This window comes from Arthrobacter sp. BGA-UO-ETr-C19, from assembly GCF_059568005.1.
In genome coordinates this window covers 230,985-247,961 of the sequence record NZ_JCAQPC010000008.1, presented here as the reverse complement: position 1 = coordinate 247,961, position 16,977 = coordinate 230,985, and the positions used below count along the sequence as shown (strand labels likewise).

The following is a 16,977-nucleotide window of genomic DNA, read 5'->3' as shown; positions in this document are numbered from 1 at the left end:
GTGGTGCCTGCCGGGCGTGCCTACCCTTGCAGAAGAGTCGTTCCCATCGCAGAAGCCTGGACAGCACCGAAGGAGCCAGAGCCATGAGCACACGGGTCTACTTTGAGGAATACGGCGACCCGCGGGTCCTGAAGGTGGGTACGGAGAAGCTGGCCGAACCGGGTGACGGCCTGGTGCGGGTGGAATTCCGGGCGGTAAGCGTCAACCCGGTTGACTGGAAGCTCGTGGCCGGCTACCTGAAAAAGTGGGTTCCGCTGGACTTTCCGGCGGTGCCCGGCACCGAGGCGGCCGGCGTCGTGACCGCCGTCGGGCCCGCATTCGAGGGGTTTGCCGTGGGTGACGAGGTCATCTGGAACGGACTGCTGGGCGGCTACCGGACGGAAGCCGTGGTGCCGGCGGACCAGCTGACTCCCCTGCCGGCGGGCGTGGACTTCGAGCAGGCTGCGTGCATCCCCGTGGCAGGAGGCACGGCGTATTCTGCCCTGAAGCAGCTCGCTGTGGGAGCGGGGGACACGGTGCTGATCCATGGGGCCGCAGGCGGGGTTGGCTCGGCCGCGGTCCAGATGGCGCTGGCCTTCGGCGCGAGGGTGATCGGCACCGCGTCGGAGGTCAACCAGGAGTACCTCAGCGAACTGGGCGCCGAACCCGTGACGTACGGCCCCGGTCTTGCCGACCGGGTCCGGGCGCTGGCCGATGACGCCGGCACAGTCACGGCAGTCCTGGACACTGTGGGGAGCGAGGACGCGCTGGCAGCAACAGCCGAGCTGGTCCGGGGGGCCGGCCGGGCGGTGACCACCGTCCCGGGCGAGCAGTCATCAGTGGCCGGGCTGGCCGCCGTCCAGCAGCTGGAAGGCCGGGTGGCGGAAGCGGGGACGCTCGCCGCCGATGGACAGATCACCTTCACGATCGCGCACCGGATGCCGCTGATCGAAGCCGCCGACGCACTCGAAATCAGTCGCGGCGGCCACGGCCGCGGGAAGATCCTGCTGCTGCCCTAGGACCGGCCGTCCAGCTAAACGGCTTATAGTCCTGCCCTGGCCTCTTCCGGCCCCTCGTGCTTCCACCAGGTGTCGAAGATGCTGACCGGAACGGTGCGCTTGTGCCGGGTCCGCAGGTACTTCTGTTCGATCAGCTCGGCTGCGCTGTCGCCCACGTCGCGGCCCTCGAGGTAGTCGTCGATCTGGTCGTAGCTCAGGCCCAGTTCGTCCTCGTCAGTGCGGCCGGGCCTGTCGTCCAGGAGGTCGGCCGTAGGCACCTTCTTCCACACCCGCTCCGGGGCGCCCAGGTGCTCCAGCAGGGCCCGGTTCTGCCGCTTGTTCAGGCCGAACAGAGGCAGGATGTCCGCCCCGCCGTCGCCGTACTTGGTGAAGAACCCGGTGACGGATTCAGCGCCGTGGTCGGTGCCGACGACGAGGTAGTTGTGCTCCCCGGCCAGGGCGTACTGGGCGATCATGCGCGTGCGGGCCTTGGTGTTGCCCTTGTGGAAGTCGGAGATCCCGTTGCCGACCGTCTTTTCGAACTCGTCCTCGAAGCCGTCGACGGCGGCGGAAATGTTGAAGGTCCATTCCTTGGAGGCCTTGACGAAATCCAGGGCCGCCTGCGCGTCCTCCTCGTCGTGCTGAACGCCGTAGGGAAGGCGGACCGCCACGAACTGCGCGTCCGTGCCCTCTGACTGCAGCTCTTCGACCGCGAGCTGCGCCAGGCGCCCGGCGAGCGACGAGTCGAGGCCGCCGGAGATGCCCAGGACAAAGCCCTTGGTGCCGGTGGCCCTGAGGTACTCCTTGAGGAAAGTGACGCGTTTGCGCACCTCCTCCGCGGGATCGATCCGGGGCTGAACGCCCATTTCTTCGATGATCTTGGCTTGGAGTGTGCGCATGTGAAACAGCCTAGTCAGCGGAATCCGCAAGGCTCAACTGTTTCCGCCTGAGTCTTGGGGGTTCCGCCTGCGTCCCGCGGGTTACCGCGCAGCCGGTGCCGGGCCGGTGGAGCCCCGGACCGTCAGATGTGTCGGCATGACGGAGCGGCTGCGCGCGACGCCGCCGGCGAGCGGATTCAGCTGGGCCAGCAGCATGGACACCGCCACCCGGCCTGCCTGCTCGATCGGGGATGCCATGGTGGACAACGGCGGATTGCAGAAGTCTGCGCCGAAGATGTCGTCACAGCCCACGATGCTCATGTCGTGCGGCACACTGATGCCGCGCTCGCGCAGGCGCTGGAGCATCCCGATGGCGATGAGGTCGTTGAAGACGATGCACGCTGTAACGCCGCTGTGCACGGCCGCATCGGCGGCAGCGGCACCGGACTGCGTCTTCGGGGCGAACGGACCCAGCCTGCGCACCTCCACACCGCGCTCTTCCGCGGCCTCGGACAGCGTGTCCCACCGCCGGGTGCTGGACTGCGAGGTTGCCGGTCCGGCGATGTAGGCAACGCTGTTGTGGCCGAGCGAGATGAGGTGGTCCAGGGCCTGAGTGGTTGCCGACGGCGTATCGATGAGAACGGCGGGAACACCAGTTACGTCGCGGTTGATGGTGACCATGGGCATTTTTGCGGCGGCGGCCAGCAGCGCATCGTCGGTGAGTCGGGACGCGGCCACCACCACTCCGTCCGAACTCTTGCGCAGCTGCTCCACCGCGCTGGCCTCCACCTCGTCGGATTCCTCCGTGTCCACCAGAAGCTGGGTGTACCCGGCCGCCTTGAGCTGCAGCTGCGTGCCCCTGATGAGGTCGAAGTAGAACGGGTTGGTGATATCCGGCACCAGGACTCCGACGGCGCCGGTCCGGCCGGAGCTCAACGCCTTGGCCTGACTGTTGGGAACGTAGTGGAGCTGGGCGGCCGCCGCTTCGATGCGCTGGCGCGTCCGGATGTTGACGCGGTCCGGCGAGGAGAGTGCCCGCGAAACGGTGGAGGCCGCCACGCCGCAGAGCGCGGCGATGTCGTGGATGGTGGGCGGGCGGTCCACTGCTGCTGGTTGCGTCGTAGCCACGGCGCTCCTCTCTGAACGTGGTGGCCGGGCCGTGGGGCCGGGTCGGATGGGCGGGCTTATGACTGCCGCCACAGATCCCGTCAGCAAAGAATGCCACAGATTGTCAAAGTTTGGCAATCGGTTGTCATTTGAATGCAAAGCTAGCTAAACTGAGCTGGACACCGTTTGTGAACTGCGTCACCGCGCCGGAGCTCGGAAAGCAAGCGCGGCGGCTGCGAAACCCAGGAGATCCGCGTGAGCAAAACAACAACCGCAGTCTGGCCCCTTTCAGGTTTCGGCGATGAAATCGATCCGGACCCGGCGGTGCAGGCCGCGGTATTGCTGGCACTCGGCGCGAGCCACATCGAAGTCCGCAGCGCCTGGGGCACCAACGTTTCCGAGCTGGAACCGGAGCAGGTTTCCCGGCTCAAGGCGATCTTCGATGAAAAAGGCCTCAAGGTCTCGGCGGTGGCCAGCCCCATCGGCAAGGTGGACGTGAGCCTGCCCGTGGAACACGAACTGGAACGCCTCCGCCAGATCATCTCTGTGGCCAAGGGCCTGGACACCAAATACATCCGCATCTTCTCGTTCTTCCGCGCGGAGGACCGCACTGCCCAAGATATCCGCGAGGACGTCCTGGCCCGCATGGGCGCGCTGGCAGCGCTCGCCGCGGAAGCCGGCGTCGTGCTCCTGCATGAAAACGAAAAGGGCATCTACGGCGATACCCCGCAGCGGGTGCTGGACATCATGGAATCCGTGAACTCCCCGGCACTGCGGATGGCGTGGGACAACGCCAACTTCGTCCAGGTGGGCGTCAAGCCCTACACCGAGGGCTACTCGATGCTGCGCCCGTACCTTGAGTACTTCCAGGTCAAGGACGCGCTCGCCACCACCGGCGAAGTGGTGCCCTCCGGCGAGGGCGACGGCGAACTGGACGCCACCATCGCCGCCCTGAAGGCGGACGGCTTCACCGGATTCGCCTCGCTGGAACCCCACTTGGCCAGCGCCCACGAGCTGGGCGGCTTCTCCGGCCCGGTGGCCTTCGGCATCGCGGCACGCGCCTTCGCTGCGCTCGCGGCAAAAAACGGAGTTGAACTCTCTTGAGCACGACGGCGGCAGTCATCGGCTGCGGCGATGTTTCGGCTGTGCACTTCGAGGCAGTTGCCAAGCTCGACGGCGCCACGCTGGTTGCGGTCTGCGATGCGGATCCGCAGCGGCTGGCCGCCGCTGTGGCCGCCTACGGCGTCCCCGGCTTCGCGGACCACCTGAGCCTTATCGAGGCGGTCCGGCTGGACGTGGTGCATATCTGCACCCCGCATGACCAGCATGCCTCGGTGGCCGCGGACTGCCTGGAGCGCGGCGTCAACGTCATCGTGGAGAAGCCGCTGGCCCACACCCTGGCAGAAGGCCGGCGGCTGGTGGAAGCCGCGTTGGCGGGCCGGGCGAAAATCGCGGTGTGCTTCCAGAACCGGTACAACGCCACGGCGCAGGCCATGCACGTCCTGCTGTCCTCGGGCGAGCTGGGGGCCGTGGTGGGGGCCTCGGCAACAGTGATGTGGCAGCGCTCCGCCGAGTACTACGAAAACCGGCCGTGGCGGGGGACCTGGGCCGCCGGCGGCGGCGGGCTGATGATGAACCAGGCCATCCACACCGTGGACCTGCTTCAGTGGCTGGTGGGCGACGTTGTCACGGTCACGGGAAATGCCTCCACACGCTTCCTGGGCAGCACCATCGAGGTGGAGGACACCGCGGAATTCGTGGCCGAACATGCCAACGGTGCCCGAAGCGCGTTCTATGCCACCCTGGCCAATGCCTTCAATGCGCCGGTGACCCTCGACGTGGTCACCGAGAAGGCGGTCCTGTGCCTGCGGGGAGACCTTACCGTCACCCACGATGACGGGCGCGTGGATGTCATTCCGGAGCGCAGGAGCGACTCCGGCGGCCGGTCATACTGGGGTGTCTCGCACGAGCTGCTGATCAGCGACTTCTACAGCCGCCTGGACGAGGCCGAGCCGTTCTGGATCAGCCCCGCCGAGGCCGAGAAGTCCCTGCGCATCGTCAAGGACGTGTACCGCCAGAGTTACCCGGAGTCCACTGCAACGGTCTCCTAGGCACGCCGTTGGCAACCGGCTGCACAAGTCCTTGAGCCCGCTACATCCCGCTGATCCCGGCCTTCAAGGAAATATGGCAATAATGTTTGACAATCGGTTGCCAAATGCCGGCAACACTGCGTACTGTGAGTCCCGAAGGCCAGTGTGGCCCACGCCACAACGGTTCAGTCCGTAAGCCTCATGTTCCATAGACTCCCTCCGATTCCTTTCAAGGAGCCAACAATGAAGTTCGGTCCCAAGGCGGCAACAGCCGCCATTATCCTCAGCGCCGGCCTCGCGGTGACCGGTTGCGGCGGCGCGGCAACCTCCGGTTCTTCCGGCTCGGCTGCCAACGCGCTGACCATCGGCACCCTTCAGGACGTGCGGTCCTGGGATCCGGCGCAGGCGCACGTCGGCCACGTACTGCAGCCCTACCAGGCGGTCTACGACACCCTGATCCTGCGCGAGCCGGACGGAAAGCTCAGCCCCATGCTGGCCACCGACTGGAAGTACAACAGCACCAACACCAAGCTCACCGTCGACCTTCGCACCGATGTCACCTTCAGTGACGGTGCCAAGTTCGACGCCGCGGCGGCCAAAGCCAACATGGACCACTTCAAGACGGCCAACGGCCCGCAGATGGCGCAGCTCGCCTCTGTCAAGGACGTGAGCGTTGTGGACGCCGACACCATCGACATCAACCTCAGCACCCCGGACCCGGCGCTGGAATATTTCCTGAGCCAGGCCGCCGGCCTGATGGGGAGCCCCAAGGCACTCGGCACCGAAGGCATCAAAACCGAACCTGTCGGTTCCGGCCCGTACGTGATGGACAAGACAGCCTCAGTCAAGGACTCGCAGACCGTCTTCACCGCCCGCAAGGACTACTGGAACAAGGACCTGCAAAAGTACCAGAAGCTGACGTTCAAGATCCTGACCGACCTGACCGCCCGCACCAACGCCCTGGTCTCCGGCCAGGTGGACGCCACCATCCTGGACCCCAAGAACGGCAAGCAGGCCGAAGGTGCCAAGATGAAGCTGGCCGCCAACGAGGTTGACTGGCAGGGACTGCTGCTGTTGGACCGCGACGGTGTGAAGAACCCGGCGCTGGCCAACGTCAAGGTCCGCCAAGCCATCAACTACGCGTTCGACCGCAAGACCATCCTCGACCAGGTCATGCTCGGCCAGGGAACGCCGACGTCGCAGCCGTTCGGCCAGGCCAGCGGTGCGTGGACGGAGGATCTGGAGAAGTACTACAGCTATGATCCGGCCAAGGCCAAGCAGCTCCTCAAGGAGGCCGGCTACGAAAACGGCGTAACCCTGGAGATCCCCAGCGTCCCCGGCTTTGAAACGCAGATTTCCGTTGTCCAGCAGCAGCTGGCGGACGTGGGCATCACCCTCAAGATAGGCGCCGCACTGACCAACACGTTCACGTCCGATGTCGCCGCCCAGAAGTTCACCACCATGTACTTCTCCCTCTTCCAAGGCGAGCCGACGGTTGCCGTCAACCAGATCGTTTCCACCAAGGCGCTGTACAACCCGTTCAAGAACACCACGCCCGAGCTGCAAGCCAAGATCGACGCTGTCCAGAAGGGCGGCGCCAATGCCGGCAAGCTGGCCCAGGAAGTCAACAAGTACGTGGTGGAGCAGGCATGGTTCGCGCCACTGTTCCGCGTCAACCAGATGTACTACCACAACGCCAAGGTGAACGTCACGCCACAGATCCAGCAGGCCGTTCCGTCCATCTACAACTACTCACCCGCCAAGTAGGACGCCATGATCAGGTTCATTGCGAAACGGCTGGGCAGCGGGCTGGTGGTGCTGTTTGTTGTCTCGGCACTCACGTTCTTCCTGCTGTACATGTCAAGCGGGAGCATCGCCCGGAACATCCTGGGCGACCAGGCCACCGCCGAACAGGTGGCGCTGAAGGAGCACGAGCTGGGGCTGGACCAGCCCCTCGTGGTCCGATACTTCGCCTGGCTGACCGATGCCCTGAAGGGGAACCTCGGAGCCTCGTGGTTCACCTCCGAGCCGGTAGCCAACTCCCTGGCCACGCGGATTCCGGTCACCATGACCATGGTTTTCGCCGCAATGATCCTGATCGCCATTTGTGCAGCACTGATCGGTGTTGCCGCGGCGGTCAAACGCGGCTGGGTGGACAGGGTGGTCCAGGTTGGCGCCATCCTCGGCGATTCCGTCCCGGGGTTCGTGATCGGCGTCGTCCTGGTCACCATCCTGGCCATCCAGCTGGGTGTCTTCCCGGCCACCAGCACCATTTCCCCGGACTCCGGGGCCGAGGCGTGGGTCTACTCCATGTCGCTTCCGGTGATTGCCCTATTGATCAACGGCGTCACCGGGGGCGCGCAGCAGATCCGCAGCGCCGTCATTAAACAACTCGAGCGGGACTATGTCCGCACCCTGCGCAGCCGCGGGATCGGTGAGCGGGAGATTCTGTTCAAGCACGTCCTGCGCAGTGCCGCACCGGCCGGCCTGACCGTGCTGAGCCTGCAGCTGATCGGCATGCTTGGCGGCGTGGTGATCATCGAGCAGATCTTCGCCCTTCCCGGCATGGGCCCGCTGGCAGTCACCGCTACCGGCCAGTCGGATCTTCCGGTGGTGATGGGCGTCGTGATGTACACGGTGGTCGTCGTCATCGTCGTGAACCTGTTGGTCGACATTCTCAATGGCTGGCTCAACCCGAAGGTACGTGTGTCATGAGCGATTCTGTAGAAACCGCGGCAACCGCTGCCGCTGCACCCCATGCCCCCATTGGGCAAAGTGGAACAGGACAGAGCGGAACAGGGCAAAGCGGGACGGTGGTCCGTTCCACTGTCATTCGGCGCCTGTTCAAGAACCCCCTGGGCATCGTGGCCATCACAATCCTGCTGGCCATCTCGCTCCTGGCCATCCTGGCTCCGGTCCTGGCACCCTTCGACCAGAACTACGCAAACATTGCGAAGACACTCGCCGCCCCGGATTCCATCAACATCCTGGGAACGGACAGCGCCGGGCGCGATGTTTGGAGCCGGCTGCTGTTCGGTGCGCAGCTCACGCTGTTGTCCGCATTGCTGTGCGCCGGTGTTGCCATCGCCATCGGCCTCCCGGCCGGCCTGATCGCCGGCTACTACGCCGGGAAGTTCGAGGCCGTCTCCAACTGGATGGTCAGCATCCTCATGAGCCTGCCGGGCCTGATCGTGCTGCTCACCATCCGCGCAGCGTTCGGACCCTCGGTATGGATTTCGATGATCGCCTTCGGCGTCCTCATCAGCCCGTCCTACTTCCGTTTGACCCGCACCGCTGTCCAGTCGGTGCGCAACGAGCTTTACGTCGATGCAGCCCGGGTGTCCGGGCTCTCCGACTGGAGCATCATTGCCCGTCACATCTTCTCCGTGGTCCGCGCACCCATCATCATCCAGACCGCAGCCATTGCCGGCGTGGCCATCGCGATCCAGTCCGGACTTGAGTTCCTGGGACTCGGCGATCCCACCAAGGCAACCTGGGGCGTGATGCTCTCCGAAGGCTTCAAGAATGTCTACCTGACACCAACGCTGCTCTTCTGGCCGGCGCTGGCTATGGCCCTCACCATCGGCGGCCTGGTCCTGCTCGGCAACGCGATCCGCGACGCGCTGGAGGACGGCGAAGAGATCAAGCACCGCAGGAAGCCCACTGCCGGTTCCGCAGGTGCAACCACGACGGCGGCGCCCGCCGCGGCGCGCCCCTCACGTAAGTCTGTGGCCGCCGTCGACGTCGGAACCGAGCACCACCTGATCAAGGTGACCAATCTCGGCGTCGGCTATCCGCAGGCGGACGGCTCCATCAAGAAGGTGGTGGACGATGTGTCCTTCCACGTGGACTGGGGCGAGATCCTGGGCATCGTGGGTGAATCCGGCTCCGGCAAGTCCCAGACGGCGTTCTCCATCCTGGGCCTCCTGCCGGACAATGCGCGCATCGTGGCCGGGTCCATTCAGTTCGACGGCAACTACACCGTTGCTCCGGGCGAGGAACGCGTCAACCAGGACCGGCTGTCCAAGCTGCGCGGCAGGCGGATCTCCTACATTCCGCAGGAGCCTATGAGCAACCTGGATCCGGCTTTCACTATCGGCTACCAGCTGGTCACGCCCATGGTGCGCATCCTGGGGATCTCCAAGGAGGAAGCCCGCAAGCGGGCTCTGAAGCTGCTGACAGACGTCGGAATCGTCAACCCGGAACGGACGTTCAGCGCCTTCCCGCACGAAGTCTCCGGCGGGATGGCCCAGCGCGTGCTGATTGCCGGCGCCATCAGCTGCGAACCGGACCTGGTCATCGCCGACGAGCCCACCACCGCGCTGGACGTCACGGTGCAGGCCGATGTGCTGGACCTCCTGCGAGAGCTGCAGCAGCGCCTGAATATCGGCGTCATCCTGGTGACGCACAACTTCGGTGTGGTAGCGGACCTTTGCGACCGCGTAGCCGTGATGCAGAACGGCCGGCTCGTGGAGGAAGGATCCGTCCGCGACATTCTCCGCAACCCGAAGGAGCCGTACACCCAGACCCTGCTGGCGTCGATGCTTGAAGGCAAAACTCCCATGTCCATGCTTGTATCCAGCCAGAAGGAGCCGGTCGCATGAGCCCCACGCAGAACGCCCCGCTGCTGACGGACCCACTACTGACAGCTCCACTTCTGACGGTGGACAACCTCGTGGTGGAATACCCCAGCAAGAAGTTCCGGGCCAAGCCATTCCGGGCCCTGACGGACATCAACATCACCATCGGCCAGGGGGAAACGCTCGGTCTGGTGGGGGAGTCCGGTTCCGGCAAGACCACCCTGGGCCGCGCGGTCTTGGGCCTGGCCCCGGTGACAGAGGGCAGGATCATCTTCGAAGGCACTGACATCAGCCACGCCTCGCGCAAGCAGCGGCGGACCCTCAGCCGGGATCTGCAGGTGGTCTTCCAGGATCCGTACACATCGCTCAACCCGGCCCTCGAAATCGGTGACATCCTTGCCGAACCGCTCGGTGTGCAGGGCATGGAACCGGCGGCCGCCAAGAAGCGCGTCACGGAACTCCTCGACCAGGTGGGCCTGCCCTCGGACGCCATCCACCGCCTGCCGCGGGAGTTCAGCGGCGGCCAGCGCCAGCGCGTGGCCATAGCCCGGGCCCTGGCACTCTCGCCGAAGCTGATCGTCTGCGACGAACCCGTCAGCGCACTTGACCTGTCCACCCAGGCCCGCGTGCTTGACCTGTTCCTGCAGATCCAGAAGGACACCGGGGTTTCGTACCTGTTCGTCTCCCACGACCTGGACGTCGTTCGGCACATCAGCCACCGTGTGGCCGTGATGTACCACGGCGAAATCGTCGAACAGGGACCGGCCGGGACCGTGACCCGCGACCCCGAGCACCCGTACACGCAGCGCCTCCTGCTGGCCTCCCCGGTACCCGATCCGGACCGGCAGGAACAGCGCCGGGCGGATCGCCACCGGCTACTGGAAAGCCAGCGGCACCAGATTGAACAGGCCGGCGCCCTCGCCTAGCACCCGGCGGCAGCAAAGTAACAACACCCAAACCGACAGAGAGGGCCTCTGACGGCCCGGAACACCACGGAGGAATACAGTGGCCAAAATTGGCGTACAGGCGATGATGCTGAGAGAAAGCTTCACTGAGATCGGGGCGTTCGAAACGCTCCGCAAGGTGAGCGCGATCGGATACAACGCCGTCGAGATCTCACAGATCCCGATGACCCCGGAAAACGTCGCCGAGCTGGACCGCTCCCGGAGTGAACTGGGCATGGACATCGCGGCGCTGTCCGTCGCGGTGGAGACCCCCAAGGGCCGGCCCGGCGAGTCCCTGGCAGAGCACTTCGACAAGATCGTGGCGGACGCCAAGCGCCTGGACTCCAAGCTGCTGCGGATCGGCATGCTTCCGTTCCCGGCCATGAAGTCGCTCGGGGCTGTGGTTGATTTCGCCAAGCAGGCCAACGAATACGCTGAGCGCCTGCAGGAGCACGGCTTGAGCCTGTACTACCACAACCACCACATCGAGTTTGCGAAGTTCGACGGCAAATACATGCTGGACATCATCGCCGAGAACTCCCCGGCCATGGGCATGGAAATCGACGTGCACTGGGTACAGCGGGGCGGCCTGGACCCGGTCCGCACCCTGGAAAAGTACGCCGGCCGCACCGCCATGGTCCACCTGAAGGACTACCGGATCGGCGTACTGCCGGAGTCCTCGTTCGGGCTCCTGGATTCCGGGGACGTCATGGGCTTCATGGCCGAGTTCAAGAACGTCGTCCAGTTCGCCGAAGTGGGCGAAGGCAACCTCGACTTTGCATCCATCATTCCCGCCGCGCAGGCCGCCGGCGCCGAATACCTTCTGGTTGAGCAGGACGAACTGTACGGCCGGACTGTGTGGGAAGCCCTGCAGACCTCGTACGACAACCTGGTGGCGCTGGGCCACGCCGACCTCTTCTAATCCGCACCGACTATCCGCACCCACTGACTACGGAGATTCATACATGAGCAAGAAAGTACGCCTCGGCATCATCGGCCTGGGCCAGCAGGGCGGCGCCTACGCCAAGTTCATCACGGAGGGCATGGTCCCCAACATGGAGATCGGCGCCATCTGCGACGTCGACCCGGCAAAGAGGGAAGTTGCCTCGGCTACTTACCCTGACGCGCCCTTCTACGACGACTACATCGCCATGCTGGACAGCGGCGACGTGGACGCCGTCGTCACCTGCGTGCCGCACTTCCTGCACCCCGAAATGGGCATCGAGACGCTCAAGCGCAACATCCACGCGCTCGTGGAAAAGCCCGCCGGCGTGTACACCAAGCAGGTCAAGGAGCTCAACGAGTTTGCCGCGAGCAAGCCCGAGCTGTCCTTCGCGATCATGTTCAACCAGCGCAACAACCCGCTGTACCGGAAGCTCAAGGAGATCGTCGAGAACGGCGAGATCGGCAGCATCCGCCGCACCAACTGGATCATCACCAACTGGTGGCGTCCGCAGGGTTACTACAACTCCAGCGAGTGGCGCGCCACGTGGGGCGGCGAAGGCGGCGGCGTCCTGGTCAACCAGGCACCGCACCAGCTGGACCTGTGGCAGTGGATCTGCGGCGTACCCAAGTCCGTCTATTCCAAGGTTGCCTACGGCTTCCGCCGCGACATTGCCGTGGAGGACGAAGTCACCGCAATCGTGGACTACGGCAACGGCGCCACCGGCGTCTTCGTCACCGCCACGCACGACCTGGTGGGAACCGACCGCTTCGAGATCCTGGGCGACCAGGGCAAGATCGTCGTCGAAAACTCCAAGACCGCCACCGTCACCCGCCTGAAGAAGCCCGAGCGCGAACTCAGCGACGGCATGGGCATGGAGGATGTGCGCAAGCTCTTTATGGGTGAGCTGAACCCCGCGGAGTACTACAGCACGGAAGTCATCGAGTTCGAGTCCGTCTGGGGCAGCCAGCACGCCGGTGTCCTGGAGAACTTCGCGGCCAACATCCTGGACGGCACCCCGCTGCTGGCCCCGGGATCGGATGGGATCAACGGCGTCCGCCTGGCCAACGCCCTCCACCTCTCCAGCTGGACCGGCACGGAAGTGGGCCTCGACTTCGACGAGGACGAGTTCCTTGCCGAGCTGAACAAGCGCATCGCGGACGAAGGCAAGTTCCCCGAGCGGTCGTAGCCCGGCGAATCTGGTCGACCCGGCAACCGCTGGCCATCCATGAGGCAACTCCTCCCCAACTGACTCGCATTTGTTGTCGTTTTGAGCCCTCAAAACGACAACAAATGCGAGTCAGTTGGGTGGGTTCGTCGTTAGGATGGGGCGGTGACTGAACCCAAGATGCCGGACGTTGCCGCAACAAGAGCGCCGGCCAAAAAGCACGCCCGGGACGGCAAGCCCAACGCCACCATCTACGACATCGCCAAGGTGGCCGGCGTCAACCCGTCCACGGTTTCCCGCGCGCTCAGCAAACCGGGCCGGGTCAGCGCCAAGACGCAGAAACTCATCGAGGATGCCGCCGCCGAACTGAACTACCAGGTCAACCCGTTCGCGCGTGCCCTCCCCACCGGGCGCACCAACACGTTCGGGCTGATCGTCGCGGACATCACCAACCCCACGTTCTTCGACATCATCCGCGGAGCGGAAACCACCGCCACCCTGCGGGACTACACCCTGGTCCTGGCCGAATCCGCCGAGTCCGCCGTCACCGAGCTGACCGCCGCCCGCCGGATGATGGCCACCGTGGATGGACTGATCCTTGCCAGCCCGCGCATGGACGACGACGACATCCGCACCCTCGCCCGCGACAAGCCCGTGGTGGTCATCAACCGCGAGGTCGACGGCGTGCCGTGCGTGGTGCCCGACGTGAACAAGGGCATCAGCGAGGCTGTCCGCAGCCTGGCCGCCAACGGGCACCACAAGGTTGCCTTTGTTGCCGGGCCGGCGCAGTCCTGGATGTCCGCCCGTCGCTGGGAAGGCGTGCAGGCCGCCTGCGAATGGTCCCGGATCGAGGCCGTGCGGCTGGAATCCACCAAGCCTACGGTCGACGGCGGCCGGCAGGTGGCGCGCGACGTCCGGGCCAGCGGTGCCACAGCGGTGCTGACCTACAACGACCTCCTGGCGATCGGCCTCATGCAGGAACTCCAGGCCGCGGGCATGGTGGTTCCGGACCAGATCAGCATCGTGGGCTTCGACGACATCTTCGGGGCGGATTTCACCACGCCGCCGCTCACCACCGTGCGGTCGCCGCTGGGCGAGTGCGGCTCGGGCGCTGCCGCACTGCTGCTTGACCTCCTGCACGGCACGGGGGAGCCAGCGGGAACGCTGCGCGTCGAAACGGAGCTGGTGCTGCGTGGCTCGAGCGGACGGCTCCTGCCCGCGGGCTAGCTCTACCCGAGACCTGCCGCAACCAAGGTGGCAATTTATGGCAACCGGTTGACAAAAGGCCGTTGCAGACCCGACCATTGATCTATGTCACAGTCGATTGCAGCCAACCCAGACCGGCTCCTGCCCGCGGATCCCGGAACGCGCAGGATTGCGCGCGACCTCTTGCAGCGCGTCCAGGACCTGCCCATCATTTCCCCGCACGGGCACGTTGACGCCGCAGTCATCGAGCACAATACGCCCTTCCCGGACCCGGCAGCGCTGCTGGTCAGCCCAGACCATTACGTCACCCGGCTGATCCACGCCAGCGGTGTCCCCTTGGACCGACTGCGCGGCTCGAATGGCTCGGAACCGGAATCCCGCACCGTCTGGCGCGAGTTCTGCCAGGCCTGGCCGCTGTTCGAGGGCACCGCCTCGGGCTACTGGCTCCGCACCCAGTTCGACGGCGTCTTCGGCCTCCAGCAGGAAATCAGCGCCGAAACCGCGGATGCGAGCTTTGATGCCATTTCCGCCAAGCTGCTGGAGCCCGGTTTCCGTCCCCGCCAGCTCTTCAAGGACTTCAACATCGAGGTGCTGGCCACCACGGACGACCCCCTCGACAGCCTCGCCAGCCACAAGGCGATCGGCGAGGACCCCACTTTCCACGGGCGGGTTCTGCCCACCTTCCGCCCGGACTCCTACCTGAACATCGCGCACCCCACCTGGTCCGCGAACGTTGACCGGCTCATCGCGGCAGCGGGCGACGGCGCCACGGGCTACGCCGGGTACATCACCGCCTTGGAAAACCGGCGTCGTTATTTCGTGGAACACGGCGCTGTTTCGGCCGACCACGGCGTCCGCACTCCCGCAACGCTCAGGCTCGACGACGCCGACGCCGCGCGACTGTTCGACCGCGCCCGCGCCGGTGCGGCCACAGCGCAGGACCGCGACGCGTTCGAAGCGCACATGCTGTACCAGATGGCGCGGATGTCCGTGGCGGACGGCCTGGTGATGACCATCCACCCAGGGTCCTACCGCAACCACCACGACCCCACGTTCGCGAAGTTTGGCGCCGACACGGGCCACGACATCCCGTTCGCCGTCAACTACACCGAGGCAATCCGCCCGCTGCTGCAGGACTTCGGCACCGCCAAGGACTTCCACCTGGTGCTCTTCACTCTCGACGAGACGGTGTTCTCCCGCGAACTCGCCCCGCTGGCCGGCTTCTACCCGTCCGTCTACCTCGGCGCCCCGTGGTGGTTCCTGGACGCTCCGGACGCGATGCTGCGCTTCCGTTCCGCCGTCACCGAAACCGCCGGATTCTCCCGGTCCTCGGGCTTCATCGACGACACCCGCGCCTTCTGCTCCATCCCCGCCCGCCACGATGCCTCCCGCCGCATCGAGGCCTCATTCCTGGCCCGGCTGGTGGCCGAGCACCGTGTCAGCGAGGACCGGGCCCACGAACTCATCGTGGACATTGTGGACGGATCGCCGCAAAGGGTCTTCAAGCTATGAGCACCGAACTGCAACAACCCGTAGCGGCACAACCAGCTGTGGCACAACCCGCAGCGGAACCGCCCCGACTCAGCCGCAGGCTGCGACCGTCCGCCAAGGCACCCGTCCGGATCGTCCACCTGGGGCTGGGCGCCTTCCACCGCTCGCACCAGGCCTGGTACACCCACCGGGCCGGCGACGCCGCGGATTGGGGGATCGCCGCCTTTACGGGACGCCGCCCCGACGCGGCGATGGCCCTGGCCGAACAGGACGGGCTCTTCACGTTGGTGGAACGTGCCGACGGCGGCGACTCCTTCGAAGTGGTCGGCAGCATCGTGGAGGCCGTGGACGGCGCGGACGTGCAGCGGCTGGCGGAGCTGGTTGCCGCTCCCGCCACCGCCGTCGTCACGCTGACCATCACCGAAGCGGCCTACCGGCTCGGCGCCGACGGGCACCTCGACCGGACCGCGTCCGACGTCGTTGCCGACGTTGCGCTGCTGGCATCCGGCAGCGGAAACCCGACGACGCCGCTGGGCCGGCTGGTGCTGGCCCTCGCCGCCCGCCGGGCTGCCGGGGCGGGGCCGCTCGCGGTCGTCTGCTGTGACAACCTCTCCAGCAACGGCACCGTGGCGCACAGCGCAGTGGCTGGCATGGCCGGGGCGTGGGACACCGGCCTGGCCGCATGGATCGACGCCAACGTCAGCTTCGTCAGTACATCGGTGGACCGGATCACGCCCCGGACTACGGATGCTGACCTGGCGGCTGTCGAAGCGTCCTGCGGCTACCATGACACCTCGCCGGTGGTGGCCGAGCCGTTCGCCAACTGGGTGTTGAGTGGGGATTTTCCTGCGGGCCGGCCGCGCTGGGAAGACGCCGGAGCGGTTTTCGTGGCGAACATCGAACAGTACGAGAACCGCAAGCTGTGGCTCCTGAACGGTGCGCACTCGCTGCTGGCCTACGCCGGCCAGCTCCGCGGCCACACCACCGTGGCCCAGGCCTTGGCGGACCCGCTGTGCTTGCAGTCGGTCGAAAAGTTCTGGGACGAGGCGGAAGCCAACCTCTCCGGGCAGGGCGGAAATGCTGCGGACTTGCAGGTCCCGGCCTACCGCGCAGCGCTGCTGGCACGCTTCAGCAACGCCCGGATTGCCCACCATCTCGCACAGATTGCGATGGACGGCAGCACCAAGCTGCGGATGCGCGCCGTTCCCGTGCTGCAGGCCGAGCGTGCCGCGGGCAGGTCTGGTGCGGCCGCAGCGCTCATGATTGCGGCCTGGATGGACTACAGCGCAGCCTCCGCCGCATTCCAGGATCCTCTCGCCGACCAGGTGGCCGCAGCCAACGGGCTCAAGGGAACGGAGCGGGTCCGTGCCCTGCTGGGCCTGGTGGATCCGGTGCTGGCGGGAGACGCCGCCGTCGTCGGGCTGGTGGAAGATCTGTGCGGAACGTTCGGGGAGCCGGCTGTCTCCCCGTAACGTCCTCCGCGCATGCGCTGCTGCCCGGCTCCCCGACCACGGGGGCCGGGCAGCTGTGTTTCATAAAACTTTCAACAAATCTATGGCAACCGCTTGCCAAAGTATTGCCAAGTGATTAGGA

14 protein-coding genes are annotated in these 16,977 nt (G+C 65.8%); 12 read left to right on the top strand and 2 right to left on the bottom strand.

What is annotated here, in order from left to right:
• Positions 1-83: 83 nt before the first annotated feature.
• Positions 84-998, top strand: a complete 915-nt coding sequence (locus tag AC57BR_RS04165) for an NADP-dependent oxidoreductase (protein ID WP_496358492.1) — start codon at positions 84-86, stop codon at positions 996-998.
• 23 nt (positions 999-1,021) lie between these two features.
• Here the strand turns inward: AC57BR_RS04165 and nadE are convergent, their stop codons facing one another.
• Together nadE and AC57BR_RS04155 are read right to left on the bottom strand one after the other, a co-directional pair.
• Entirely contained in the window at positions 1,022-1,876 is an 855-nt protein-coding gene (gene nadE / locus AC57BR_RS04160; RefSeq protein ID WP_496358491.1) for an NAD(+) synthase, read from the bottom strand.
• Between the two features lie 81 nt (positions 1,877-1,957).
• Complete coding sequence (locus AC57BR_RS04155) at positions 1,958-2,983, bottom strand: LacI family DNA-binding transcriptional regulator (RefSeq protein ID WP_496358490.1); 1,026 nt, start codon at positions 2,981-2,983, stop codon at positions 1,958-1,960.
• A 234-nt stretch (positions 2,984-3,217) separates the two neighbouring features.
• On the opposite strand from AC57BR_RS04155, the gene AC57BR_RS04150 reads away from it, so the two are divergent.
• The 11 genes from AC57BR_RS04150 (at position 3,218) to AC57BR_RS04100 (ending at position 16,856) form a co-directional block, all read left to right on the top strand.
• Complete coding sequence (locus AC57BR_RS04150) at positions 3,218-4,066, top strand: sugar phosphate isomerase/epimerase family protein (protein WP_496358489.1); 849 nt, start codon at positions 3,218-3,220, stop codon at positions 4,064-4,066.
• Positions 4,063-5,073: a Gfo/Idh/MocA family protein gene (locus AC57BR_RS04145; protein ID WP_496358488.1), complete on the top strand. Its 1,011-nt coding sequence runs from the start codon at positions 4,063-4,065 to the stop codon at positions 5,071-5,073. Before AC57BR_RS04150 ends, AC57BR_RS04145 begins: the two co-directional genes overlap by 4 nt.
• A 222-nt stretch (positions 5,074-5,295) precedes the next feature.
• Complete coding sequence (locus AC57BR_RS04140; RefSeq protein ID WP_496358487.1) at positions 5,296-6,819, top strand: ABC transporter substrate-binding protein; 1,524 nt, start codon at positions 5,296-5,298, stop codon at positions 6,817-6,819.
• Between the two features lie 6 nt (positions 6,820-6,825).
• On the top strand, positions 6,826-7,767 hold the full coding sequence (locus tag AC57BR_RS04135) for an ABC transporter permease (RefSeq protein WP_496358486.1): 942 nt from the start codon (positions 6,826-6,828) through the stop codon (positions 7,765-7,767).
• On the top strand, positions 7,764-9,656 hold the full coding sequence (locus tag AC57BR_RS04130) for a dipeptide/oligopeptide/nickel ABC transporter permease/ATP-binding protein (protein WP_496358485.1): 1,893 nt from the start codon (positions 7,764-7,766) through the stop codon (positions 9,654-9,656). Before AC57BR_RS04135 ends, AC57BR_RS04130 begins: the two co-directional genes overlap by 4 nt.
• Positions 9,653-10,558, top strand: coding sequence for an ATP-binding cassette domain-containing protein (locus AC57BR_RS04125; protein WP_496358484.1), 906 nt, complete (start codon positions 9,653-9,655; stop codon positions 10,556-10,558). The genes AC57BR_RS04130 and AC57BR_RS04125 overlap by 4 nt, the downstream gene beginning before the upstream one ends.
• A gap of 79 nt (positions 10,559-10,637) precedes the next feature.
• Positions 10,638-11,498, top strand: coding sequence for a sugar phosphate isomerase/epimerase family protein (locus AC57BR_RS04120; protein WP_496358483.1), 861 nt, complete (start codon positions 10,638-10,640; stop codon positions 11,496-11,498).
• 43 nt (positions 11,499-11,541) lie between these two features.
• Entirely contained in the window at positions 11,542-12,708 is a 1,167-nt protein-coding gene (locus tag AC57BR_RS04115; RefSeq protein WP_496358482.1) for a Gfo/Idh/MocA family protein, read from the top strand.
• Between the two features lie 144 nt (positions 12,709-12,852).
• Positions 12,853-13,914: a LacI family DNA-binding transcriptional regulator gene (locus AC57BR_RS04110; RefSeq protein WP_496358481.1), complete on the top strand. Its 1,062-nt coding sequence runs from the start codon at positions 12,853-12,855 to the stop codon at positions 13,912-13,914.
• 84 nt (positions 13,915-13,998) lie between these two features.
• Positions 13,999-15,405: a glucuronate isomerase gene (uxaC, locus tag AC57BR_RS04105; RefSeq protein WP_496358480.1), complete on the top strand. Its 1,407-nt coding sequence runs from the start codon at positions 13,999-14,001 to the stop codon at positions 15,403-15,405.
• The gene (locus AC57BR_RS04100) at positions 15,402-16,856 is read left to right on the top strand and encodes a mannitol dehydrogenase family protein (protein WP_496358479.1); all 1,455 of its coding nucleotides are present in this window, start codon (positions 15,402-15,404) and stop codon (positions 16,854-16,856) included. Before uxaC ends, AC57BR_RS04100 begins: the two co-directional genes overlap by 4 nt.
• Positions 16,857-16,977 lie beyond the last annotated feature (121 nt).

Excerpts from the sequence above, each read along its gene's own strand:
- AC57BR_RS04165 (WP_496358492.1), top strand. The coding sequence starts at position 84 with ATGAGCACACGGGTCTACTTTGAGGAATACGGCGACCCGCGGGTCCTG.
- nadE (WP_496358491.1), bottom strand. The coding sequence starts at position 1,876 with ATGCGCACACTCCAAGCCAAGATCATCGAAGAAATGGGCGTTCAGCCC.
- AC57BR_RS04140 (WP_496358487.1), top strand. The coding sequence starts at position 5,296 with ATGAAGTTCGGTCCCAAGGCGGCAACAGCCGCCATTATCCTCAGCGCC.
- AC57BR_RS04135 (WP_496358486.1), top strand. The coding sequence starts at position 6,826 with ATGATCAGGTTCATTGCGAAACGGCTGGGCAGCGGGCTGGTGGTGCTG.
- AC57BR_RS04130 (WP_496358485.1), top strand. The coding sequence starts at position 7,764 with ATGAGCGATTCTGTAGAAACCGCGGCAACCGCTGCCGCTGCACCCCAT.
- AC57BR_RS04125 (WP_496358484.1), top strand. The coding sequence starts at position 9,653 with ATGAGCCCCACGCAGAACGCCCCGCTGCTGACGGACCCACTACTGACA.
- AC57BR_RS04115 (WP_496358482.1), top strand. The coding sequence starts at position 11,542 with ATGAGCAAGAAAGTACGCCTCGGCATCATCGGCCTGGGCCAGCAGGGC.
- uxaC (WP_496358480.1), top strand. The coding sequence starts at position 13,999 with ATGTCACAGTCGATTGCAGCCAACCCAGACCGGCTCCTGCCCGCGGAT.
- AC57BR_RS04100 (WP_496358479.1), top strand. The coding sequence starts at position 15,402 with ATGAGCACCGAACTGCAACAACCCGTAGCGGCACAACCAGCTGTGGCA.